This window comes from Nonomuraea deserti (assembly GCF_004348685.1).
Lineage (GTDB): Bacteria > Actinomycetota > Actinomycetes > Streptosporangiales > Streptosporangiaceae > Nonomuraea > Nonomuraea deserti.
In genome coordinates this window covers 1-21,129 of the sequence record NZ_SMKO01000026.1, presented here as the reverse complement: position 1 = coordinate 21,129, position 21,129 = coordinate 1, and the positions used below count along the sequence as shown (strand labels likewise).

At 71.2% G+C, this 21,129-nt stretch carries 19 protein-coding genes; 10 read left to right on the top strand and 9 right to left on the bottom strand.

The genetic code is table 11. The annotated features are described in order from the left end of the window. Positions 1–228: 228 nt before the first annotated feature. From E1292_RS13285 to ctaD, 3 genes are all read left to right on the top strand, one after another. Positions 229–1,191: a phosphotransferase gene (locus E1292_RS13285; RefSeq protein ID WP_132595443.1), complete on the top strand. Its 963-nt coding sequence runs from the start codon at positions 229–231 to the stop codon at positions 1,189–1,191. 283 nt (positions 1,192–1,474) lie between these two features. Further along, positions 1,475–3,556, top strand: coding sequence for a SpoIIE family protein phosphatase (locus E1292_RS13280; protein ID WP_132595442.1), 2,082 nt, complete (start codon positions 1,475–1,477; stop codon positions 3,554–3,556). A gap of 186 nt (positions 3,557–3,742) precedes the next feature. Then, positions 3,743–5,440 carry an aa3-type cytochrome oxidase subunit I gene (gene ctaD / locus E1292_RS13275; RefSeq protein ID WP_132595441.1) on the top strand — a complete coding sequence of 566 codons (1,698 nt, stop codon included), beginning with the start codon at positions 3,743–3,745 and terminating at the stop codon, positions 5,438–5,440. A gap of 11 nt (positions 5,441–5,451) precedes the next feature. On the opposite strand, the gene E1292_RS13270 is transcribed toward ctaD, so the two are convergent. After that, a complete protein-coding gene (locus E1292_RS13270; protein WP_165974509.1) occupies positions 5,452–6,126 on the bottom strand; it encodes a TetR/AcrR family transcriptional regulator in 675 nt (224 codons plus the stop codon). A gap of 115 nt (positions 6,127–6,241) precedes the next feature. Here E1292_RS13270 and E1292_RS13265 point away from each other — a divergent pair, with 115 nt between their 5' ends. Beyond that, the gene (locus E1292_RS13265) at positions 6,242–7,246 is read left to right on the top strand and encodes an MBL fold metallo-hydrolase (RefSeq protein ID WP_132595439.1); all 1,005 of its coding nucleotides are present in this window, start codon (positions 6,242–6,244) and stop codon (positions 7,244–7,246) included. 205 nt (positions 7,247–7,451) lie between these two features. On the opposite strand, the gene E1292_RS13260 is transcribed toward E1292_RS13265, so the two are convergent. Both E1292_RS13260 and E1292_RS13255 read right to left on the bottom strand, forming a co-directional pair. Further along, positions 7,452–7,877 carry an ATP-binding protein gene (locus E1292_RS13260; protein WP_132595438.1) on the bottom strand — a complete coding sequence of 142 codons (426 nt, stop codon included), beginning with the start codon at positions 7,875–7,877 and terminating at the stop codon, positions 7,452–7,454. 176 nt (positions 7,878–8,053) lie between these two features. Continuing rightward, positions 8,054–8,500 (bottom strand): DUF4383 domain-containing protein, encoded by a 447-nt coding sequence (locus E1292_RS13255; RefSeq protein WP_132595437.1) that lies wholly within the window; start codon positions 8,498–8,500, stop codon positions 8,054–8,056. A 116-nt stretch (positions 8,501–8,616) separates the two neighbouring features. Here E1292_RS13255 and E1292_RS13250 point away from each other — a divergent pair, with 116 nt between their 5' ends. Next, positions 8,617–9,027, top strand: a complete 411-nt coding sequence (locus E1292_RS13250; protein ID WP_132595436.1) for a RidA family protein — start codon at positions 8,617–8,619, stop codon at positions 9,025–9,027. 682 nt (positions 9,028–9,709) lie between these two features. On the opposite strand, the gene E1292_RS13245 is transcribed toward E1292_RS13250, so the two are convergent. Further along, positions 9,710–11,032: an MFS transporter gene (locus E1292_RS13245; protein WP_132595435.1), complete on the bottom strand. Its 1,323-nt coding sequence runs from the start codon at positions 11,030–11,032 to the stop codon at positions 9,710–9,712. A 181-nt stretch (positions 11,033–11,213) separates the two neighbouring features. Here E1292_RS13245 and E1292_RS51010 point away from each other — a divergent pair, with 181 nt between their 5' ends. After that, positions 11,214–11,813, top strand: a complete 600-nt coding sequence (locus E1292_RS51010) for a copper chaperone PCu(A)C (RefSeq protein WP_165974508.1) — start codon at positions 11,214–11,216, stop codon at positions 11,811–11,813. Here E1292_RS51010 and E1292_RS13240 read toward each other — a convergent pair. Then, the gene (locus E1292_RS13240; RefSeq protein ID WP_132595434.1) at positions 11,810–12,451 is read right to left on the bottom strand and encodes a TetR/AcrR family transcriptional regulator; all 642 of its coding nucleotides are present in this window, start codon (positions 12,449–12,451) and stop codon (positions 11,810–11,812) included. The two genes, E1292_RS51010 and E1292_RS13240, sit on opposite strands and share 4 nt — an antisense overlap. Before the next feature lie 62 nt (positions 12,452–12,513). On the opposite strand from E1292_RS13240, the gene E1292_RS13235 reads away from it, so the two are divergent. Further along, the gene (locus tag E1292_RS13235; protein WP_132595433.1) at positions 12,514–13,452 is read left to right on the top strand and encodes an alpha/beta hydrolase; all 939 of its coding nucleotides are present in this window, start codon (positions 12,514–12,516) and stop codon (positions 13,450–13,452) included. A 142-nt stretch (positions 13,453–13,594) separates the two neighbouring features. On the opposite strand, the gene E1292_RS13230 is transcribed toward E1292_RS13235, so the two are convergent. The 4 genes from E1292_RS13230 to E1292_RS13215 are packed head-to-tail and all read right to left on the bottom strand — an operon-like array spanning position 13,595 to position 18,824. Then, the gene (locus E1292_RS13230) at positions 13,595–15,763 is read right to left on the bottom strand and encodes a family 43 glycosylhydrolase (protein WP_132595432.1); all 2,169 of its coding nucleotides are present in this window, start codon (positions 15,761–15,763) and stop codon (positions 13,595–13,597) included. A gap of 3 nt (positions 15,764–15,766) precedes the next feature. After that, a complete protein-coding gene (locus E1292_RS13225) occupies positions 15,767–16,576 on the bottom strand; it encodes a carbohydrate ABC transporter permease (protein WP_132595431.1) in 810 nt (269 codons plus the stop codon). Next, positions 16,573–17,487, bottom strand: coding sequence for a carbohydrate ABC transporter permease (locus E1292_RS13220; protein ID WP_132595430.1), 915 nt, complete (start codon positions 17,485–17,487; stop codon positions 16,573–16,575). Before E1292_RS13220 ends, E1292_RS13225 begins: the two co-directional genes overlap by 4 nt. Next, positions 17,487–18,824: an ABC transporter substrate-binding protein gene (locus tag E1292_RS13215; RefSeq protein WP_132595429.1), complete on the bottom strand. Its 1,338-nt coding sequence runs from the start codon at positions 18,822–18,824 to the stop codon at positions 17,487–17,489. Before E1292_RS13215 ends, E1292_RS13220 begins: the two co-directional genes overlap by 1 nt. Before the next feature lie 135 nt (positions 18,825–18,959). Between E1292_RS13215 and E1292_RS13210 the strand changes: the two genes are divergently transcribed. From E1292_RS13210 to E1292_RS13200, 3 genes are all read left to right on the top strand, one after another. After that, on the top strand, positions 18,960–19,976 hold the full coding sequence (locus E1292_RS13210) for a LacI family DNA-binding transcriptional regulator (RefSeq protein WP_132595428.1): 1,017 nt from the start codon (positions 18,960–18,962) through the stop codon (positions 19,974–19,976). 174 nt (positions 19,977–20,150) lie between these two features. Beyond that, positions 20,151–20,519 (top strand): hypothetical protein, encoded by a 369-nt coding sequence (locus E1292_RS13205; protein ID WP_132595427.1) that lies wholly within the window; start codon positions 20,151–20,153, stop codon positions 20,517–20,519. A 211-nt stretch (positions 20,520–20,730) separates the two neighbouring features. After that, the coding region (locus E1292_RS13200; protein WP_220446804.1) for a hypothetical protein at positions 20,731–21,129 on the top strand (399 nt) is incomplete at its 3' end.

The window sequence follows — 21,129 nt, the reverse complement described above, 5'->3', positions numbered from 1 at the left end:
CGACTCCTGACACCGGCCCTTTGGGTATGACATACGCTGATGTGCGTGTGCCATACCCGTAGCGGAAGGGGACATCGTGCCGAGAGGCAGACGGCGGCGATCAGGACCGATCGTTACCTGTACGGGCCGTACCCGAGCCGCCGGACCCCTCCCGATAACCGGTGTCGGCGCCACGCGGCTTTCGGCTAGCATGCGACACCCCGTCAGCCGAGACCCGCAGGAGCGCAGATGGCCTACGACCGGGCGGCCGACTTCGCCGACGTCTTCCAGCACTTCGCTGTCGGGGAGGCGGGCAGGCCGGAGCACTCCTGCTATCCGTACGCCCCCGTCTTCCCCGTCCGGTTGGACGGCGGCAAGGCCGTGATCAAGCGGACCACCGGCCCCGTGACGGCCGCGGCCGCGATCGCCCGGTGGGTGGAGGGGCTCGCCGGGGAGGACGTCGGCGTGGTCACCCCGCTCCCCCTGCCCGTCGACAACCCGGCCCCGATCGGCGACCAGGTCTGGGTGGCCTACCCGTGGGTCGACGGCCGCCCGTACACCGGCTCCGCGGACGACGTCGCCGCCGCCGGCGACCTCCTGGGCCGCATCCACGCCGCCCGGCCGGCCGGGCCCGGCATGCCGGAGTTCGGCTGGCCCGACCACGACGCCGCCTCGGTGGAGGAGGACGTCGCCGGGCTCAGGCGGGTGCTGGGCGAGCACGCGCCCGACCTGCGCGACGAGGTGCCGGCCCGCCTGGAGCCGTGGCTGGAGTCATTCATGGCGGAGACGCTGCCGCCGGTGCGCGACGGCGGGCTCCCGCGGGCCGCGGTGTCCATGGACTACAAGGCCAACAACCTGGTCTACGTCGACGGGGCGCCCGTGCTGGTCGACCCCGACAACGCCGAGTACGCGCCGCGCGTCCTCGATCTGGCGCTGGCCGCGCTGCTGTTCCACAACGAGATGGCCACCGCGCCGCCCCGGCTCTTCACGGCCGACGAGTGGTCCGCCTTCTCCTCGGCGTACCGGCGGCACGTCCGGCTCACCGAAGCCGAGCTGGCACTGTGGCCGGTGGCCGTGCGCTACATGCTCCTCGAATGGGGCGTGTGGACGCTGATCGACGCCGCCGAGTGGAACGACTGGGACGACCCCCACAAACGCGGCTTCCTGCGCGACCTCGCCACGGTGGACCCCGGCCGGTTCCCGCTGCGCTGACGGACAGGCGCCCGGCGTCTCCGGTGCGCGACGTCGCGCACCGTGCCGAGGATGGTGGTGACCGGGCACAGCGCGTAGCCGTTCCGGACCTCCCTGGCCAGGCGCTCGGCCTTCCGCGCGTGGTCGAGCGCCTGGTCGAGGTCATGTTGTCGCCGGCGCTGGGAAGGCCGAGGCGTCGGGCGGGACGGAGTCGTGACCAGCCGGGTTCCCGTCGCGTCAGGAAAGGGTAGGAATCTGACGGGCTCGCGAATCACCGTGAACGGCGTCATCGGGGGAAGTCGCAATGGACGGTGTCTACGGGCAGCGGGTGAGTGGTCTGACCTTCGAGGTGCTGGAGCCGGCGCCCGTGGGGGTCGCGGTGACCCGTGGGCCCGACCACCGGCTGCTGTACACCAACGAGACGTACCGGTCGTTGTTCGGGGAGCGGCCGATCGGGTCCCCGCTCAGGGACGCCTTCCCCCGCGTGGCCCAGGAAGACTACGCTTCCATCTTCGACCAGGTGCTCAGGACGGGCAGGCCGGTGGTCCGCACCGACGCCCCCGGCGGCGAGGCCCTGGAGGACCGGGAACGCTTCTTCACCTTCAGCCTCTCGCGGATCGCCTTCGATGACGGCACGTACGGCGTCCTCGCGGTCTTCCTGGACGTCACGGATCAGGTCACCGTGGCGCAGCGGCTCCAGGCGGTGGCCGACGAGCGCCGCCGCATCCTGCGGCGTTACCAGAGCCTGGTCCGGGTCAGCGCGCAGATCGTCTGGGTGACCGACCCCGGCGGCCTGGTGATCGAGCCGAGCCTGGGATGGGAGCGGGTGACCGGCCAGTCATGGGACGACTTCCGCGACGACGGCTGGATGAACGCCGTCCATCCCGACGACCGCGCCTCCACGCAGGCGTCGTGGTCCCGCGCGGTCAAGGAGGTCTCCGAGGTGTGGGAGCACGTCTACCGGCTCTGCACGGTCGACGGCACGTACCGGCATTTCCAGGCGCGCGCCGTGCCGATCCAGGAGAACGGCCGTCTCGTGGAGTGGGTGGGCACCTGCACCGACATCGAGCAGCAGTGGCAGGAGCAGCGGCGCCAGCGGCTGCTCGACTCGGCCGCCGCGGCGACGGCCGACCGGACGAGCCTGGAGGGCATGCTCGGCGCGCTGGCGAACGTCATCGTGCCCGACCTGGCCGACGGATGCAGCGTGCACCTGGTGATCGACCTCGCCGACGGGCTGGCCAGAGGCGGCGACTTCGTGGCCGAGCGCATCGCCACCGCCGCCCGCGCCGGGCTGCCCAGGCTCCCGCCGTTCAGCGAGGAACGCCTGGCCTCCGACAGCGGATTCGCCTCCGTGGTACGCCGGCGCAGGCCGTTCCGCACGACGTTCGCCCCCGGATCGGCGCTGGGCGACCTCGTGCCGGCGGGCACACGCAGCTGGCTGCAGGCCACCGGGGCGAACAGCATCGCGCTCCTGCCCGTCGTGGTCGACGGCACGCTCGCGGCGGTGGTCACGGCGGCCGCCTGCGCCGACCGCGCGCCGATCGGCCAGAGCACCGTCGCCCTGCTGCGCGAGATGATCGAGCAGGCCCATGACAGCCTGAGCAGCGCGATGCGGTTCCAGCGCACGCACAAGGTCGCGGTGGCCCTGCAGCACAGCCTGCTGGCGCAACCGCCGCGGGTGCCCGGCATGCAGATCGCCGCACGCTACCGCGCCAGCCCTGCCGCCGCCGACGTGGGCGGCGACTGGTACGACTCGTTCGTGCTGCCCGACGGCGCCACCGTGCTGGCCATCGGCGACGTCGCGGGGCACGACCTGCGCGCCGCGGTCGCCATGGGCCAGCTGCGCAACATGCTCAGAGGGCTGGTCGTGGACCGGCAGGAGCCTCCTGGGGAGATCCTCGCCCGGCTGAACATCGCGATGAAGACCCTCTACTGCGAGGAGACCGCGACCTGCGTGCTGGCCAGGGTCGAGAAGGGCGAAGGCGGTCACCGGCTGAACTACGCGGTGGCCGGCCACCCGCCGCCCCTGCTGATCACCGGCGAGGGCGAGGGCCGTTTCCTCGAGGACGGCGCCAACCCGCTGCTCGGCATCCCGTACGACGCCCGGTGCGTGTCCGCGCGGGAGCCGCTGCCCCCGCTGAGCACGCTGTTGCTCTACACCGACGGGCTCGTGGAACGGCACGACGAGCACCTCGACGAGGGCTTGGAGCGGCTGCGCAGGCACGCGTGCGCGCTCGCGCGCACGCCTCTCGACCGGTTCTGCGACGAGTTGCTCAGCGCCCTGCCGCTGTCGGCCGACGACGACGTGGCCATGATCGCGCTGCGGCTCCCCGAGCCGGCCGCCAGGCACGAGGCGAAGGGCAGGGCGCCGGTCGAGGACCGGTGAAGCGGTTCTCCGGGCGGACGGCCGATTCCCATGGGGGCGTAACGGATCGATCGTGCTGCGGTATGGCGGCGATTCGGGCGGGAGCGCCGGGGTAGCGAACGCTGGTCGGGCAGGTGGTCGGCGGCGCGCTCGTACAGGGGCCGTGGTCAGCCGATGCCCGTTGAGCTGGAAAGACGGAGATCGTACATGACCACCTTCAAGCCACGGGACGAGCCGCTCGCCTCGCCGCCGGAGCCGCCACGGGTCCGCCGCAAGGGCAGGCTCATCGCGGCCTGGCTGGCTTCGACCGATCACAAGGTGATCGGCTACATGTACCTGATCGCGTCGTTCGCCTTCTTCCTCCTTGCCGGTCTGATGGCGCTGGTCATCCGGGGGGAGCTGGTCCATCCGGGCCTGCAGCTCGTCAGCCAGCAGCAGTACAACCAGCTGTTCACCATGCACGGCACGATCATGATGCTGCTGTTCGCCACCCCGCTGTTCGCCGGCTTCGCGAACGTCATCATGCCGCTGCAGATCGGCGCGCCCGACGTCGCCTTCCCGCGGTTGAACGCGGTCAGCTTCTGGTTGTTCCTGTTCGGCGGGCTGATCGTGGTGAGCGGGTTCTTCACCGCCGACGGAGCGGCCGACTTCGGCTGGTTCGCCTACACGCCGCTGTCGGACGTCGTCTACAGCCCCATCACGGGCGGCGACCTGTGGATCATGGGGCTGGCGTTGTCGGGTCTGGGGACCATCCTCGGCTCGGTGAACTTCTTCACCACCATCGTGTGCATGCGCGCTCCCGGCATGACCATGTTCCGCATGCCGATCTTCACCTGGAACGTCCTGCTGACCAGCATGCTCGTGCTGATGGCGTTCCCGGTGCTGGCCGCCGCGCTGCTGGCGCTGGAGGCCGACCGCAAGCTCGGCACGCAGGTCTACGTGGCGGAGAACGGCGGGCCGCTGCTCTGGCAGCACCTGTTCTGGTTCTTCGGCCACCCCGAGGTCTACATCATCGCGCTGCCGTTCTTCGGCATCATCACCGAGGTCATCCCGGTCTTCAGCCGCAAGCCCGTCTTCGGCTACATCGGGCTCGTGGGCGCCACCATCGCGATCTCCGGGTTGTCGATGACCGTGTGGGCGCACCACATGTTCGGCACGGGGCAGGTTCTGCTGCCGTTCTTCTCGTTCATGACGTTCCTCATCGCCGTGCCAACCGGGGTGAAGTTCTTCAACTGGATCGGCACGATGTGGCGCGGGCACCTGAGCTTCGAGGCGCCGATGTTGTTCGCGGTCGGGTTCCTGGTGACGTTCCTGCTGGGCGGGCTGACCGGCGTCATTCTCGGCTCGCCGCCGCTCGACTTCCACGTCACCGACACCTACTTCGTCGTGGCGCACTTCCACTACGTGGTGTTCGGCACCGTGGTGTTCGCCATGTTCGCCGGCTTCTACTTCTGGTGGCCGAAGATGACCGGCAAGATGCTCGACAACCGGCTCGGCGTCTGGCACTTCTGGCTGCTGTTCATCGGCTTCCACACGACGTTCCTCGTGCAGCACTGGCTGGGCGTGGCCGGGATGCCGCGGCGCTACGCCGACTACAGCGCCGTCGACGGCTTCACCGACCTGCACCTGGTCTCCTCGATCGGCGCCTTCATCCTCGGCCTGTCGACGCTGCCGTTCCTGTACAACGTCTGGCGTACGGCCCGCCGCGCCCCCCGCGTCACCGTCGACGACCCGTGGGGGTTCGGCAACTCGCTGGAATGGGCCACGTCCTGCCCGCCGCCGCGCCACAACTTCACGTCCATGCCGCGTATCCGTTCGGAACGGCCGGCGTTCGACCTGCACTACCCGCACATGTGGCACCCCCAGCATGACGCGGAGATCGAGCAGGCGAAGCGCGACACCTGAACGACGGGCGCCTAGCGACGGACGGCCGCGTCGAGGAAGAGCTCCAGGTGGGAGGCGGCCCGCCGCCTCCCCTCGTCGTGCAGGTCGTCGGGGCCGTGCAGGTAGGTGAGCCGGATGAACACCAGCGGGGACAGCAGTTCCCAGGCCAGCTCGCCGCCGTCCAGCTCGCCGGCGAGCAGCCGGGCGCGCACGCGCGGCGACAGCAGGCCGCGCTCGGCCCACCGGGAGAAGATCGGGCCGAGCGTCCGCGTGCCCTGGGAGATCATCTCGTTGACGACGCCGGGATTGTCGGCGATCTCCTCGCGCAGCAGGAGCCGGCTGAACTTGCGCGCGGCCGGCTCCTCGAAGAACTCGACCACGCGGGCGACGCACCCGCGCAGGAACGCCTCGGGGTCGTCCGGGGTCGCCCCGGGGTCGGGGAACAGCTCCGCGATCACCTGCCCCACCGCGCCGGGGCCGGCCGAGGCCAGCAGCTCGTCGTAGATCGCGCGCTTGCCGGCGAAGTGGCCGTAGAGTCCGGCGTCGCTGAGGCCGGCGGCGCGGGCGATCATGCGGACGGACGTGGCGGCGTAGCCCTTCTCGACGAACAGGTCGAGGGCGGCCTCCAGCAGCACGGCCCGCGTGTCCTTGGCGTCTTCCTTGCGCGGCCGTCCCGCGCGGCGCGGCCTGCCCGTCGTGGTGCTCACACCGACCGATGGTAGGCGGTCCCTCAACTCCATGGTTGCATATTAATCGATCGCTTGTTTAATATCGAGGGAACGCCGCCGGCCCGCGGCGGCCACGAGGACAGGAGTCCCGTTCATGTCCGAACTCTCCCGCCACCTGCTCGACCGCGAGATCAAGGAACGCCCGCCGGAGTACTACGGCCCCAACCTCAGCCCCGTCGGCCTGGAGTTCCAGGCGCAGGAGCTGGGCACGGGCGTCCACGCGCTCATGGCCACCGTCCCGCCCAAGGACAACAACGGCGTCGTCGCCGGAACCAAGGCATCGCTGATCATCGACTCCGGCGTGACCCCGGCGGTCGGCGCGCAGGTCCAGCGCGCGGCGAAGGACGTGACCGACCGGCCGCTGCGCTACCTGGCCAACACGACCTACCACGGCGACCACACCTTCGGGAACCTCGCCTTCCCCGACGACGTGGCCGTGATCACCTCGCGGGAGAACCGCGACAACATGCACGACCTGGCCTACGAGAAGGAGATGCGCTCCAACAACATGTACGGCGCCGAAGCCGAGTTCGACGCCTTCACCACCTGGCGGCTGCCGGACATCGTCTTCGACACCGGCGCCGAGATCGACCTGGGCGGCATCACCGTCGAACTGCACCGCTTCGGGCCGGGCAACGGCCCCGGCGACACGATCGTCTACATCCCCTCGACGCGGACCGCCTGGACGGGCAACTACCTGTGCGCGGCCGGATCGGCGCACATGATGCTGCAGGGCGGTCCCGTGCCCTACATCCAGGGACTGCGCGCGATGAAGGCCGGCCTGCCCGAACTGGAGACCATCGTCCCCGGCCACGGCCCGATCGGCGACGGCCCGCAGGCGATCGACGCCCTGCTCGCCTACCTCGAACGCCTCCAGGACGAGGTGAGCACCGCCTACCGGGCGGGCGTCCCGATCGACGAGGTCTACGCCCGCTGCACCGACCCGTGGGCCGGCGGGCTGGACCCGGAGTTCGCGGCCAGGCTCGACGCCTACCCCAGCACCCCGGCCCCGGGGCGCCAGGACTTCCTCGGCCTGTGCCGCCAACTCCACCGCATCTGCGTGATGACGACCTACCGCATCTGCGAGCAGGTCGCCTGACGACGGAGGCGGTCCTCCCTCGGCGACACCGCGCGGCGTCGACGGCGGCGGTCCTCCCCCGGCGACACCGCCCGGCGGACACGGCGGCGGTCCCCCCTGGCGACACCGCCCCGTGGACACGGCGGCGGCCCCCCTTGGCGACACCGCCCCGCGGACACGGGGGCCGGGACCGGTCAGGCCGGCCCCGGCCCAGGGGCGGAGGGGGTCAGGAACGCCCGGCTTCGGGAAGCTCGAACCAGACGGCCGCACCACCCGCCGTCCTGGCGACACCCCAGCAGCAGGCCAAGCGGTCGAGCAGGTCCCGCCCCCGCCCGGCCGGACCAGGGCATTGTCCGACCTCGCACCTGCACCACCCGTCCTCGGCGGACAAGCTGATCATGATCTTGCCGGGAGCGTGCCGCAGCGCCTCGTCGACCAGCACGCCGACCAGTGACTCGGCGGCCTCGGCCCGGTCCCGCAGCCCCCACGCCCGCAGCCGGGTCGCGACCATCCGCCGGGCGCTCGGCACCGCGGACGGCGTCGCCGACAGCTCCCAGGTCACCTCCTGCTCGTCACCGCCCCATCCGACCCGCAGGGCCAAGCCGTCCCGCAGAGCCAGGAACCGGTTCCCGGACAGGGCGTCCAGACTCATGCGGGCATTCTGCGGCTGTTCAGTGGCTCGCAGCATGGCCCCCTCCCCTCTGGTGAGCACATGGAAAGCATGCCTCCCACCCACCGAGGAAGGGGACGTGGAAAATCCCCATTTAGCTACCCATATGCGGGCACGTAGGTACGTCGGGCGTCCCTCACCCCGTCGACCGCCGGCGGTCAGCGCGTGACCGCGGCGCGACCTCGGGTCAGCAGCACCCCCAGCGCGACCATGCCGACGCCGAGAACCAGGTGGAGCCAGTTGTCGGCGGTGTTGAACGGAACGAAATTGGCCGCGCTGTCCTGGTTGATGAGCAGCCCGTACAGCCAGAGCACCAGGTAGATGATCCCGCCGACGATCAGGAAGGCGCGCGCGCCTGACCACGAGCGGGCCATCGTGACACCGGCGATGCCGAAGAGCAGGTGCACGATGTTGTGCAGGATCGACACCTGGAAGATGCCGAGCAGCATCGCCTCGGAGTGGTGGCTGGCGAACTGGAGATCGCCGTAGTTGGTCGTGATGCCCGGGATGAAGCCGAGCACACCGACGAGCAGGAACACCAGGCCGACGACCAGCGCGGCGAGTTGCACGGGCGAGCGCGTCGCCGGCTTGTGCGAAGTACTCATCGTGAGCCTCCTTGAGTTGACCGGTTTCCGCTACCCTCGCGCGGGCGGATAAGTCGCACCCACCTGGGCTGACGTATCGTGTGGCGGTGCACGAGACATCAAGCGTTGGAGAGGCCATGAGCACGGGTGTCAGACTGATCCGCAACGACCGGCTGGCACAGGACGTCGAATACGCCTACGCCTCGGCCGTGGACGCCCCGCTGCGCACCATCTGGGTGGCGGGCGCGTGCCCTCTCGACGCCAAGGGCGCGACGGTGGCGCCGGGCGACTACGCGGAGCAGGCCCACCAGGTGATGCGCAACCTCGTCACGGCGCTCGACGGCGCGGGGGCCGCGCTGACGGACATCGTCAAGACCACGGTCTACGTCGCGTCCGCCCGCCAGGCCGACCTGGTGACGGCCTGGCGGGTCTACCGGGAGTACATGGGGGCGCACGACGTGCCCAGCACCCTGCTGGGCGTCACCGTGCTGGGCTATGACCACCAGCTCGTCGAGGTCGAAGCGGTCGCCGTGATCGGTGACGCTTAACCTGGCCGAGGGCGGGTAGCCGCCGGTCATGCGCCTCGGGAACTGGGACGTCCGGCCCCTCGGGGGGTGGGCCGGATGCCTGACCATGATAGCGATATCGATCGTGCTGTCGATCCTGCTGACGATCGTCATCAACCTCCTCCTCTGACCCGAGGGGCGCGAGGTCGCCCCACAACGCCGCAATCACCCGATCGACGGAGACGACGCGATTGACGTTGAGCGCGAGGAGCGCGAGAAGCGATGCTTGGCCCCGCCCGGCAGCGCCACCGAAGTCCCTGACCGAGTTCCCGGACGTCCGCGCCACGCCAGGCACGTGAGGGTGGCGTCCAACCGGTTGAGCCGGTCACGAGATGGTCCTCGCGGTCGTCTTCACCACGGCAGGCACGGCCGCGTGTGGTCTCCGGCGAACGGGGACGTGGTCGGGTGAACGCCGATGGCTTCGGCGCGTCCCTCGACACCGGCCAGCCTGGAAGCCCGCCGCCGCTCAGCCGGGGCGATCGCGGGAAAACCGAGCCGGATGGGTGCGATCGCTCCCGCACCCCCCGGTCGACCGGCAGGCGGCCATGGCCACAGGAGCCCGCACACGGACATCTTCACCGGTCCGCATGACGTCGCGATGGCGGATCGGCGCGCCGGGTGGCGAGGCGGAGCCGAATCCCTCTGATCCGGCTCCGTACAGGCCCTAGGGGCCGGTCTCGTCGTACTCGACCGCGTAGTCCATGTGGGCGCGGTCCTTGAGCGCGAACGCGGCGGCCACGCTGATCAGGCCGCAGATCGCCATGTAGACGGCGATGGCGAACGAGCTCTCATAGGTGGCGTACAGCCAGACGGCGATCAGCGGGGCGGGCCCGCCCGCCGTGATCGAGGCCAGCTGGTAGCCGAGCGAGGCGCCGCTGTACCGCAACCGCCCGGTGAAGCTCTCGGCGATGAACGTGGCCTGCGGACCGTACTGGATGTCGTGGATGGGCGCCGCCGCCACGATGGCCAGGAAGACCAGCGCGGGCACGCGGGTGTCGAGCAGCGGCCAGTAGACGAACGACCAGACCACCATGGCCGCGGCGCCGATGATGTAGAGCCGCCGGCGGCCGACCAGGTCGGAGATGTAGCCCCAGAACGGCACGGTGAACAGCGAGACGACGCCCGCGACGATGACGTACAGGTAGACGTCGCTCGCCGCGAAGCCGAGCGTCTTGGTGGCGTAGGTGAGGATGAAGACGGTGAAGATGTAGAACGGCGCCTGCTGACCGGTGCGCAGCAGGGCGCTCAGCACGATCTCCCGCCAGTTCTTCACGATGACCTGGCGTACGGGGACGCGCTCGACCTTGTTCTCCCGCAGGACCTTGGTGAAGACCGGCGTCTCCAGGATGCCGAGCCTGATGTAGAGGCCGACCGCGGCCATCACGATGCTGAGCAGGAACGGGATGCGCCAGCCCCAGTAGGGGTCGAGCGGCTGGAAGATCTGCAGCGCGAGATAGCCGAGCACGAGCCCGACCGGGACCCCGAACTGCGGCCAGCTGCCCAGGAACCCGCGCCGGCCGCCGCGCGTCTTGCCCCACTCTGTGGCGAGGAGCACGGACCCGCCCCATTCGCCGCCGACGCTGATGCCCTGGAGCAGGCGGAGCAGCGTCAGCAGGATGCCGCCCCAGATGCCGATCTGCGCGTAGGTGGGCACCAGGCCGACGAGGGCGGTGGCGACGCCCATGGTCATGAGGGTGATGATGAGGGTGGCCTTGCGGCCGATGCGGTCACCGTAGTGGCCGAAGATCGCGGCGCCGATCGGGCGGGCGGCGAACCCTCCGAAGTAGGTGCCGAGGGCGAGCAGGAGGCCGGTCGTCGGGTCGTTGGTGGGGAAGAACAGCTCCGCGAAGATGGTGCTGGCGGCGAAGCCGTACAGGAAGAAGTCGTACCATTCGATCGAGGTGCCGACGGCGGAGGCGATCACCGCCCGGACCACCTGCCGTCGCTTCTGCTGATCTGTCGCGTCGAGTCGCTGGTCCTCTGCCATCTACCGCTCCTCCGGTAGTGCCGCGTTACCCGCGACGCTACAGGACGCGTCGCCGATGGTCATCAGGCTCTTTTCGCCGATTTCCCGTGCCCCCCGGGGGTTCGCGGCGGGCGGCGGTTGGGCGGGGTCGTCACGGGTAGCGACTGGGCGACGACGGAGGTGCCGAAGGGGGTTGGGTGCGATGCGTCCCATCGTCTCTGTCATGGTCGCCGTGGCGCTGGCCGCCACCGGGTGCGCGAAGCTGGGCATCGACACCGTGCAGTGGCATCCGCAGAACGACGGCACCAACGCCGACGGGCGGGGCGGGGTGCGCGTGCGCAACGCCTTCCTCCTGGGCGGCGCCGACCCGGCCAAGCCGCCGGCGCAGTTCCCCCTGTACGGCGTGCTGGTCAACGCCGGCGACAAACCGCTGCAACTCGAACGGATCACCGTCGAAGGGGGCGGCTCGGTGCGGTTGCCCGGCCCCATCGCCCTGCCGCCCGACCAGCCCGTCGGCACGGGAGAGCAGCCGCTCGCCACGGCCAGCGGCATCCGGGGCGGCGCGGTGCCGCTGACGTTCTCCTTCCGCGGCGCGCCTCCCATACGCGTGACCGTGCCGGTCAAGCCGCGAACGGGCCATTTTGCCCGCCTGGCACCGGCGCCCGCGGGCCCGCCGTCGCCCACGTCCCCTGCGACCGCCCCGCCGAGCCCGGCGCCGGGCACCGCCTCGCCGAGCCCGGCACCGACGTCCACGGGCACCGGCGCCCCGGGCCCGCGCGAGCCCGGGGTGACGACGCCCTAGCCGGGCCGGCGGGCGGCGTAACCGGCGAACCCGCCGGCCAGCAGGGCCAGGCCGCGGCGGGCGGCGGCGACGGCGCGCGGCCCGAGCTCGTCGCCGGGTGTGCCCTCCAGCAGGCCGGCGCGCATCATGGCGAGCGACTCCCCGTGCACGACCATCAGCGCCTCGGCGAGGAGCCGGGGACGCATGTCGTCGGGCGCCGCGCGCTGCTCCGCGGCGATCAGGGCGCACAGGGCGTCGGCGTAGCGGGCGTGGATCCGGCGTTCGCGGGCCCGCAGCGCCGGGCTGGCCGCGACGAGGGTGGCGAACATGCGCGCCCGGTCCCCCGACGCCGGGTCGATCGCGAGGCGCCGGTATCGCCCGACGAGGAACCGTTCGGCGGCGGCGAGCGCCGGCTCCCCGGCCGGCCTGGTGCGCACGCTCTCCAGCAGCTCCGCCTCGAAGGCCCGGTCCTCGCTGTAGACGAGGTCCTCCTTGGTCTCGAAGTGGTTGAAGACCGTCTTCTCCGTCACCCCCGCGGCCCTGGCGACCTCCGCCACGGTGACCGCGTCGAAACCGTGCCCGGCGAACAGCCGCAGGGCCGTCTCGGCGATGCGCCGCCTGGTCTCGCGCTTCTTCAGCTCGCGAACGCCCTCGACCATCCGTCGCTCCTTCGGCTACAGTGACTAAAACTTACAGTCACTGTAGCGAAAGGCGGCCGACCATGCCGGTGCTTCCCGAGCTCGTCCCGATGCTGGCCCGGATCCAGGAAGCCCGTAAGCACTTACCGGACGCGTCCACCCCGGTCGCCGAGCGGCGCGCCGCCATCCATCGCGGCATGGACCAGCGGGCCGCCACGGTGGCGCGGCCCGCGCCGCCCGTGACGGTCACGGACCACGAGATCGAGGTCGACGGCGGGCGCATCACGGTGCGCGCCTACACCCCCGGACGTTCCGGGCCGCTGCCCTGCCACGTCTACGTCCACGGCGGCGGGTGGTGGCTCGGCGAGCTGCGTCACCGCGACGCGATCTGCGGCCTGCTCGCCGCCGAGGCCGGCTGTGTGGTGGTCTCCGTCGCCCACCGGCTCGCACCGGAGCACCGCTTCCCCGTGCCGGTCCACGACTGCCACACCGCCGTCCGGTGGGTCGCCGGTCAAGCGGACCTGCTCGGCATCGACCCCGCCCGGCTGTCGATCGGCGGCGACTCCTCGGGCGCCAACCTGGCCGCCGCCACCGCCCTCATGCTCCGCGACCAGGGCGGGCCCGCGCTGCGCGCGCAGGTGCTGGAGATCCCCGTGCTCGACCTCACGGCGAGCCGGCCGGCCCTCGACCCGGGCGCGGTCGTGCTGACGCCGGACGAACTGGCCGCGAACGTCGAGCAGTACTGCGCTCCGGAGCAGCGCCGGGACGCGTACGCCTCGCCGCTGCTGGCGGACGACCTGACCGGGCTGCCGCCCGCCCTGATCATGACGGCGGAGTACGACATCCTCAGCGGCGACGGCGAGGCGTACGCCCGGGCACTGACCAAGGCGGGGGTTCCGGCCCGGCTGACCTGCTGGCCGGGGCACGTGCACGGGTCGCACGAGCTGACCGCGATGCTGGAGTCGGCGCGGGAGTGGCAGGCGCAGGTCGCGGCGTTCCTGCGGGCCGAGCTCGACGCCTGACGGCTCGACGCCTGACGGCACCACATCGTACGGCTCGACGCCTGACGGCACCACGCCGTACGCCCCCTTGCGACGTGGCCGGCCGCCGGCCCGCGGCGTCCGCCCCCGGCCTGGCGAGCGGGGCGGCGCCGAGGTCGCCGGATCAGCGGGTGCGGTAGAAGCGGACGTAGTCGAACTCGGCCTCCACAACGGGCCGGGCCCCGCCGTGGGCGACCAGGCCGATGCGCGGGGACGTGTCCTTGCCGAACGTCCACACCCCGGCCCACGTCCACGTCCTGCCGTCACGGCTCGACCCGGCACGGAACTCGTGTTCCCCGGTCTCCCTGTCCACGTGGTGGGCGAGCCGGAGCCACGTCGTCCTCGCCGGGGCTCCGGCGATGTTCCCGCCGTACGACAGCCGGTCGGCGAAGGGCAGCTCGCGACCGTACTCCACCTGCCGGGTGTTCCAGATGGCCACCTGGGAGAGCCGGGCGAAGTCGTCGTCGGAGGCGTAGGCGACGAGCCCTGCCTGCTGGTGGTTGCGTACGGTGTCCTCGCCCAGGTCGAGCGTCACCTTGGTCTCCACGATGTAGTCGCCGCGCGGCGGCGTGCGCACCAGCACGCTCGCGGTGTTGCCCGTTCCCACCAGGTCGGCGTCCTGCACCGGCCAGCGCAGCGCGCCGCCGGCGACGCGGGCGGCGGGGTCCTCGCGCACCCACCGCCAGGCGCGGTCCAGGGTGCCGAACTCGTCGGCGTCGAGCCGCCTGCCGGGCTCCGGGACGGGCGCCATGCGGGTGACCGGCTTGGCGAGCCGGGCCACGCCGGCGTTGTCGAACTCCGCCGTGCCCTTGGCGACCAGCCCGAACGTGCCGGACAGCGGGACGGGCGAGTCCAGGCTCACGGTGGCCTGGGGATCGCCGAGCCGGGCCGAGGTGACCTCGGCGGTGATCGTCCGGCCCTTGACCGTGACGGCCAGGTTCCGCCAGGTGGCGGCGCCTCCCGGCAGGGCCACCGTGCGGCGCGCGCCGCCCGCCGTGACGGTCAGGCCGGAGTCCGACACCACCGCGGTGGCCGCGCCGGCCCGCAGACCGGCCGCGGCCCCAGGGTGCGCCGCGGCGAGCCGGAGGTCGGTCTCGGCCCGGCGGTCGCCGCCGAGGCCCTTCCTGGACGTCAGCGTCGCCTGCTCACCACCGGTGTGCCGGACATATCCCTCCTGTACGGCCCAGCCCCCGGTGTCACGCCACCCGGACAGGCCGCCGGAGAACCGTTCGTCCACGTGGCCGCGCGTCACGGGCCGCTCGGAGGAGCGGTCGGACGGTCCCGCGCCGGCGCGGACGACCGGCCAGCCGTCGATCCAGTCGAGCCGGTCGAGCAGCATGGGCCGCTCGTTGACGCCGTACGGCTCGTCCAGGAACGGGTCGGAGCGGTCGATCGCGTGGTACAACATCCAGTCCTGCCCGGCCAGGTCGGTGAGCTGGGCGTGGTGGCCGGTGCCGATCCAGCGGTTGCCGTTCTGCGCGAGGACGGGGGTGCCGCCGGCGCGGGAGGCGAGCAGGGGTTGTCCTTCCCGGTCGGTGAACGGCCCGAGCGGGCTGGTGGCGCGCCCGGCCAGCACCGAGTAGCCGGTGGTGGGGCCGGCGCAGCAGTTCGCCGACGAGGCCAGCAGGTAGTAGTAGCCGTCGCGGCGCACGACGTACGAGCCTTCGAACTTGTTGTCCACGGCCACCTGGGCCGGCCGGCCGACCGGCTGGAGACCGTCCGCGGACAGCTCGGTCACCCACACCCCACCGAAGAATCCACCGAAGTAGAGGTATTTCTTGCCGTCCACGTCCGTGAACTGCGAGGGGTCGATCGTGTTCCAGTACGCGTCGCCGGACGGGCGCGGCGGGACCACCGGCTCGGATGCGGGCGTCCACGGCCCCGTCGGCGTGGGCGCGGTGGCGGCGCCGATCGAGTAGTCCCATTCATGCGGCGTGCTCGCCGAGTTGGTGACCGTGAAGTACATGACGTACCGGCCGTCGAGATAGCGGACGTCCGGCGCCCAGAGCAGGGTGCTCGGATCCGCGTACGACGGCAGGTCGCCCTCGCCGAACGCGTCGCCCACGTACGTCCACTCCACCAGGTCGCTGGAGCGGGCGATGGGCAGGCGGTGATGTCGGCCCTCGCCCTCGCGCAGCGGGTCGGAGGTGCCGTACGAGTACCAGTAGCCGTCGAGGCCGCGGATCACGGCGGGGTCGGCGAAGGTGTCGGCGAAGTCCCGCGACACGGGATTGTCGAAGGACGGGTTGCCCACCAGCGACAGGATGAGCGAGGCAACCGCTGCGATATGCATGTATCAGCCTTTCAGCCCACTGCGGGAGATGCCCTCGATGACGTAACGCTGGGTCAGCGCGAACAGGATCAGTACCGGAACGCTGGCCAGCACGGCGCCCGCCATGATCACCGGGTAGTCGATCGTGTAGGCGCCCTGGAGGATGGACAACCCTGGCGGGAGCGTGAAGTACTCCGGGCTGAAGATCACGAAGATCGGCCAGATGAAGTCGTTCCAGTTCGCCAGGAAGCTCAGCACCGCGAGCGTGGCCAGCGCGGGCTTCGACAGCGGCAGCGTGATCCTGGTGAAGATCTGCCAGTGGTTGGCCCCCTCGACCAGCGCGGCCTCGTCGAGCTCGCGGGGCAGGCCGAGGAAGAACTGGCGCAGGAAGAACACCCCGAACGCGCCCGCCGCGCCCGGCACGATCAGCGCGGTCAGGCTGTCGAGCCAGCCCAGCTGGTCGATGATGAGGAACTGCGGGATGAGGAAGACGAAGCCCGGCACCAGCAGCGTGCCCACGATGACGGCGAACATCAGCCGCTTGCCCCGGAACTCCAGCCTGGCCAGCGCGTACGCGGCCAGCGACGAGACCGCGAGGACGAGCAGCATGTGCAGGGTGGCCGCGATCAGGCTGTTGGCGAACCAGCGCAGCACCGGCGTCTGCGTCGTGCCCTCGAAGATGGTGCCGTACGCCCTGGTGACCGGCTCGGTGGGGAACAACGTCGGCGGCATCCTGGTGGCCTCCGACTGGCTCTTCAGCGAGGTGCCGAGCGCCCACAGCAGCGGCGCCACGAACACCACGGCCAGCGCGGCGAGCAGCGTGTAGCGCTTCACGAGCGCCTCCTGAACAGGCGGAAGTTGATCACGCTGACCAGGATCAGGGCGAGCGTCAGCACGTAGCTCATGGCGGCGGCGCTGCCCATCTTGTACTGGCTGAGGCCCTGGTCGAGGATGTAGTAGATCGCCGTCCTGGTTTCGCCGCCCGGCGCCCCCTGGGTCAGCAGGTACGACTGGCCGAACATGTTCGCCGAGGCCAGGATCGTCGTGGTGACCACGAACAGCGCGACGGGCCGCAGGCCGGGCAGCGTCACGTGGCGAAACTCGGCCCACTTGCCGGCGCCGTCCACCTTGGCCGCGTCGTAGAGGTCGCGCGGGATGTCCTGCATGCCCGCGAGATAGATCACGCCGTTGAAGCCGATCGTCCACCAGACGGTCACGCCGACCAGCGCGACCCACGCCCAGGGCAGCGAGGTCGTCCAGCCGATGTCGGTGCCGAGCAGCCAGTCGACCAGGCCCAGGTTCGGGTCGAGCAGCAGCCGCCACATGAGGCTGACCACGGCCACCCCCAGCACGTACGGCGCGAAGAACAGCCCGCGGAAGAACGTCCGCCCCCTGAACGGCCGGTGGAGCAGCAGCGCCAGCCCGAGCGGCAGCACCACCAGGAACGGCACGCTGAACAGCGTGAAGATCCCGGTGGCCCGCATCGACATCCAGAAGTCGGCGTAGACCGCCGACGCGGGGTCGAGCAGTGCGGTGTAGTTGTCCAGCCCGACGAACGGCCTGGCCTCCAGCAGGTAGTCCCAGTCGTGCAGGCTGATCCAGATCCCGAAGATCGCCGGGGCCAGCACGAACACGACGAAGAGCAGCAGGTAGGGGGCCAGGAAGAGGTAGGGGGTGGCCCGTCCCGACCGGGGAACGGCGGTGGCCGGACGGGACGCGGCCCCCTTCAGGGTGAGCGAGACCATCAGGCGCCGTACTTCTTCCGGTTCTGCTCCAGGACCTTGTCCGCCTTGGCCGCCGCCTCGGTGAGGGCGTCCTTGGGGCTCTTCTTCAGCAGGATCGCCGCGTTGACGGCCTGGTCGACCACCGCGGAGGCGTCGCCGATGCCGGCCACGGGCGGCAGGAAGTACAGGTGGTCGATCTGGGAGCCGATCGCCGCCTGCTCCTTCAGCTCCTTGAACTCCGCGCTCTCGCGGATGGTCTTGCGCGCGGGCACCTGCCCGGCCTTGGCCCACTCGATGGAGTGACCGCTGATCCAGTTGATGAACACCTTGGCGGCGGTCAGCTTGTTCTGGTCGGGCCGGCGCTGCTTGAAGATCACGAACTGGTGCGAGCCGGCCCATGCGGCGGGCTCGGTGCCGATCTGCGGCAGCGGCGCCACGCCCCACTCCAGGTCCTTGTGCTCCCGGAGCGTGTTGATGGACCAGATGCCGTTCCAGTTGAAGGCGGCCTTGCCGTTCTGCAGGGCGATGAAGTCGGCGTCCTGGCCCACGTTCTTCGGGCTGTAGCCCTTGTTGACCAGCTCGACGAGCCAGGTCAGCGCCTGCACGCCGGGCTCCTCGGCGAAGCGGGAGACGCCGGCGTCGTCGGCGAACAGCCGGCCGCCGTACTGGTGGAGCAGGCTGCCGAACTGCATGCTCCCGGTGAAGGGGAACGGCGTGGCCCAGTGGCCCTGCACGCCGGCCTTCTTCAGGGCTTCCAGCGCGGCCAGGTATTCCTCGCCCGTCTTGGGCGGATTGTCCGGGTCGAGCCCCGCCTTGGACAGGACGGTCCTGTTGTAGAACATGCCGAGCGGGTGCACGTCGAGCGGGATGGAGTAGCGCGCGCCCTTGTAGACGCCGGCCTGCCAGACGGGCGGCGAGAAGTCCGCCTCGGTCAGGCTGAGCGAGGTGGCCACGTCGTCGAGCGGCAGCACCACCTGCCGGGCGGCGTTGGTGGCCACGCTGTCGACGTGCATGATGCCGAGGTCGGGCCCCCGCCCGGCGGACACCGCCGCGGGCACCTTCGCGTAGTAGTCGGACCACTGATAGACGTTCATCGTGATCTTGATGTTCGGGTGGGCGCTGTTGAACTGCTCGACGAGCCGCTTCATGAAGGGCCCGTCGCCGCCGGTGAACCCGTTCCAGAAGGCGAGGGACACCGTGGGGCCCGTGTAGCTGGTGGGCGCCGCCGTGGCCGGCCCGCTCGACTGCTGGGCCGCCTGCTTCGGGCCGCCGCCCCCGCCGCATCCCGCGAGCACCGTCGCGCCGAGGCCGAGGCCGAGGCCGAGCGCGCGTCGCCGGGTCAGGCTCTCCAGGGACATGTGAATCACTCCTGCCCATGTGATGTTGCCCCGTTCTACATCGTGGGTTCTAACGTTGTAAACAGGCATGGCGAAAGTCGTTACAGCGTTGTAAACCGGGCCTTGTAAGGTCGTCGGCAGCGGAAGGGGGCCGGGGTGCGGGCAAGGCTCAAGGACGTCGCGGAGCGCGCTGGGGTGTCCATCAAGACCGTCTCCAACGTGGTCAACGGCCATCCGCACGTGAGCGCGGTCACCAGGGCACGGGTGGAGGCCGCCATCGCCGAGCTGTCCTACCGGCCCAACCTGTCGGCCAGGAACCTGCGGTCGGGCCGCTCCGGCGTGGTCGCCCTGGCCGTGCCCGACCTGGACAACCCCTACTTCGCCGAGCTGGCCACCCACGTCATCTCCGCCGCCGACCGGCGGGGCTGGACCGTGCTCGTCGACCAGACCCAGGGCGACCCGGGCAAGGAGCGCCTCGTCGTCGGGGGCATCCGGTCCCACCTGATCGACGGCCTGCTGTTCAGCCCGCTCGCCCTCACCCACCGCGACCTGGCCGGCCGGGAGGACCACACGCCCATGGTGCTGCTGGGCGAGCGCGTCGGCCGGCGAGCGCCGTACGACCATGTCGGCATCGACAACGTGGCCGCCGCCCGCGCGGCCACCCTCCACCTGGCCGAGCGGGGGCGGCGCCGGATAGCGGCGCTCGGCGCCCAGCGCGCGCCCTCGGCGGCGACCGCGCGCCTGCGGCTGAAGGGCTACCGGCAGGCGCTGGCCGCGTGCGGTCTGGCGGCGGACCCGTCGCTCATCGCCCACGCCCCGGCGTGGCACCGGACGGGCGGGGCCGAGGCGATGGCGGCGCTGCTGGGACCGGACGCGCCCGACGCGGTCTTCTGCTTCAACGACGCCCTGGCGCTCGGCGCCCTGCGCACGCTGCTCTCGCGCGGATACCGGGTGCCGGAGGACGTCATGGTGATGGGCTTCGACGACATCGAGGACGGCCGTTTCGCCACGCCGTCCCTGTCGACGGTCTCCCCCGGCAAGGCGCTGATCGCCGAGTCGGCCGTGTCGCTGCTCGCCGACCGCCTCGCCGGCGCCACGGGCGAGCCGAGAGAGGTGCGCGTCCCCCACCGGCTGACGCCCCGCGGGAGCAGCCCGTACGGCGAATTCCCGTGAACCGCACGCCATTCATGAGACTCGCCCATTCCTTCATCATGCCGCTCTGACCAGCGCATTCAATTGTCCAACGTCCACTGGATAATGTTCGGACATTGATGGCTTGGCACCAGCGGGGGCGGCGGGCAAAAGTGTTGGAGGAAAGCACCGCAACGGCAACTGGGGGAAATTCTCATGCGCATTCGTACGAAGGCGGCGCTCGCGGCGGCATCCGTGGCGGCTTCCATGCTCACCTGTTCGGCGACGGCCGCTCCGGCGTCCGCCACGGCGGGCCCGGCGGCCTCCGCGCAGTCCCAGGCGGGAGCCCTCGACGTCGTGCGCGGCAAGACCAGGTGCTTCACCTACTCCTACGGCGACGACGGCATCCGCAGCGTCACCGTCTACTTCCACAACCGCTGCAAGCACTCGCGGGGCATCAAGGTCCGCGTCGCGCAGGCCGTGGACGACTGCGTCTGGGTGCGCGGGGGCGACTACGACAGGAAGAAGTTCAAGGGCCCCCACCCGACCGTGCAGACCGTCAAGGAGGTCGGCCACTGCGGCTGACATGCCGCCAATGATCGCCTGGGCGCTCGCCGCCGAGGCGCCTCGGGGCCCCGGCCGAGTGGATTCGCGGTGGCATCCACCCGGCCGGGGCCCGCACCGGAGAGGCCCCCGCCAGGGATCGGTCCGACCAGGACACCTTTGATAGCCTCGTTCAGTCTGGACGTGGTGCGGTTCTGCAGCCGCACGGGCGCTCGACCGAAGCAGGGGTGGGATGGCGGAGTCCTCCGGACCGCAGGACGAAGGCACGGGATCCCGGCGAGGGCGCCGGCCGATCCGGCCTGACCCTGGCGCCGGTCCCGTCGCCCTGCTCGCCCACCGCCTCTGGGAGCTCAAGGAGGAGGCGGGCGACCCGTCGTTCGCCGACATGGCCGGCCGCCTCGGCGCGGCGGCCTCGAAGTCGTCGCTGGCGGCCGCCGCCCGGGGCAGCGCGCTGCCGAGCTGGGAGACGACGTGGGAGTTCGTCCGCGTTCTGGCGGTCGACCGGCTAGGCCGCGATCCTGAGCGGGTCAGGCGCGAGTGGCGGAGGCTCTGGGAGCAGGCGCAGGCCGGGGAGACCGCAGACGCCATGAACGAGGCCCGCATGCCGGATCAGCCCGAACCATCTCAACCC

Bases quoted from the DNA above. Each gene is read 5' to 3' on its own strand.
- E1292_RS13215 (WP_132595429.1), bottom strand. From the start codon at position 18,824: ATGTCCCTGGAGAGCCTGACCCGGCGACGCGCGCTCGGCCTCGGCCTC.
- E1292_RS13220 (WP_132595430.1), bottom strand. From the start codon at position 17,487: ATGGTCTCGCTCACCCTGAAGGGGGCCGCGTCCCGTCCGGCCACCGCC.
- E1292_RS13260 (WP_132595438.1), bottom strand. From the start codon at position 7,877: ATGAGTCTGGACGCCCTGTCCGGGAACCGGTTCCTGGCTCTGCGGGAC.
- E1292_RS13265 (WP_132595439.1), top strand. From the start codon at position 6,242: ATGTCCGAACTCTCCCGCCACCTGCTCGACCGCGAGATCAAGGAACGC.
- E1292_RS13250 (WP_132595436.1), top strand. From the start codon at position 8,617: ATGAGCACGGGTGTCAGACTGATCCGCAACGACCGGCTGGCACAGGAC.
- E1292_RS13280 (WP_132595442.1), top strand. From the start codon at position 1,475: ATGGACGGTGTCTACGGGCAGCGGGTGAGTGGTCTGACCTTCGAGGTG.
- E1292_RS13205 (WP_132595427.1), top strand. From the start codon at position 20,151: ATGCGCATTCGTACGAAGGCGGCGCTCGCGGCGGCATCCGTGGCGGCT.
- E1292_RS51010 (WP_165974508.1), top strand. From the start codon at position 11,214: ATGCGTCCCATCGTCTCTGTCATGGTCGCCGTGGCGCTGGCCGCCACC.
- ctaD (WP_132595441.1), top strand. From the start codon at position 3,743: ATGACCACCTTCAAGCCACGGGACGAGCCGCTCGCCTCGCCGCCGGAG.
- E1292_RS13245 (WP_132595435.1), bottom strand. From the start codon at position 11,032: ATGGCAGAGGACCAGCGACTCGACGCGACAGATCAGCAGAAGCGACGG.
- E1292_RS13230 (WP_132595432.1), bottom strand. From the start codon at position 15,763: ATGCATATCGCAGCGGTTGCCTCGCTCATCCTGTCGCTGGTGGGCAAC.
- E1292_RS13285 (WP_132595443.1), top strand. From the start codon at position 229: ATGGCCTACGACCGGGCGGCCGACTTCGCCGACGTCTTCCAGCACTTC.
- E1292_RS13255 (WP_132595437.1), bottom strand. From the start codon at position 8,500: ATGAGTACTTCGCACAAGCCGGCGACGCGCTCGCCCGTGCAACTCGCC.
- E1292_RS13240 (WP_132595434.1), bottom strand. From the start codon at position 12,451: ATGGTCGAGGGCGTTCGCGAGCTGAAGAAGCGCGAGACCAGGCGGCGC.
- E1292_RS13235 (WP_132595433.1), top strand. From the start codon at position 12,514: ATGCCGGTGCTTCCCGAGCTCGTCCCGATGCTGGCCCGGATCCAGGAA.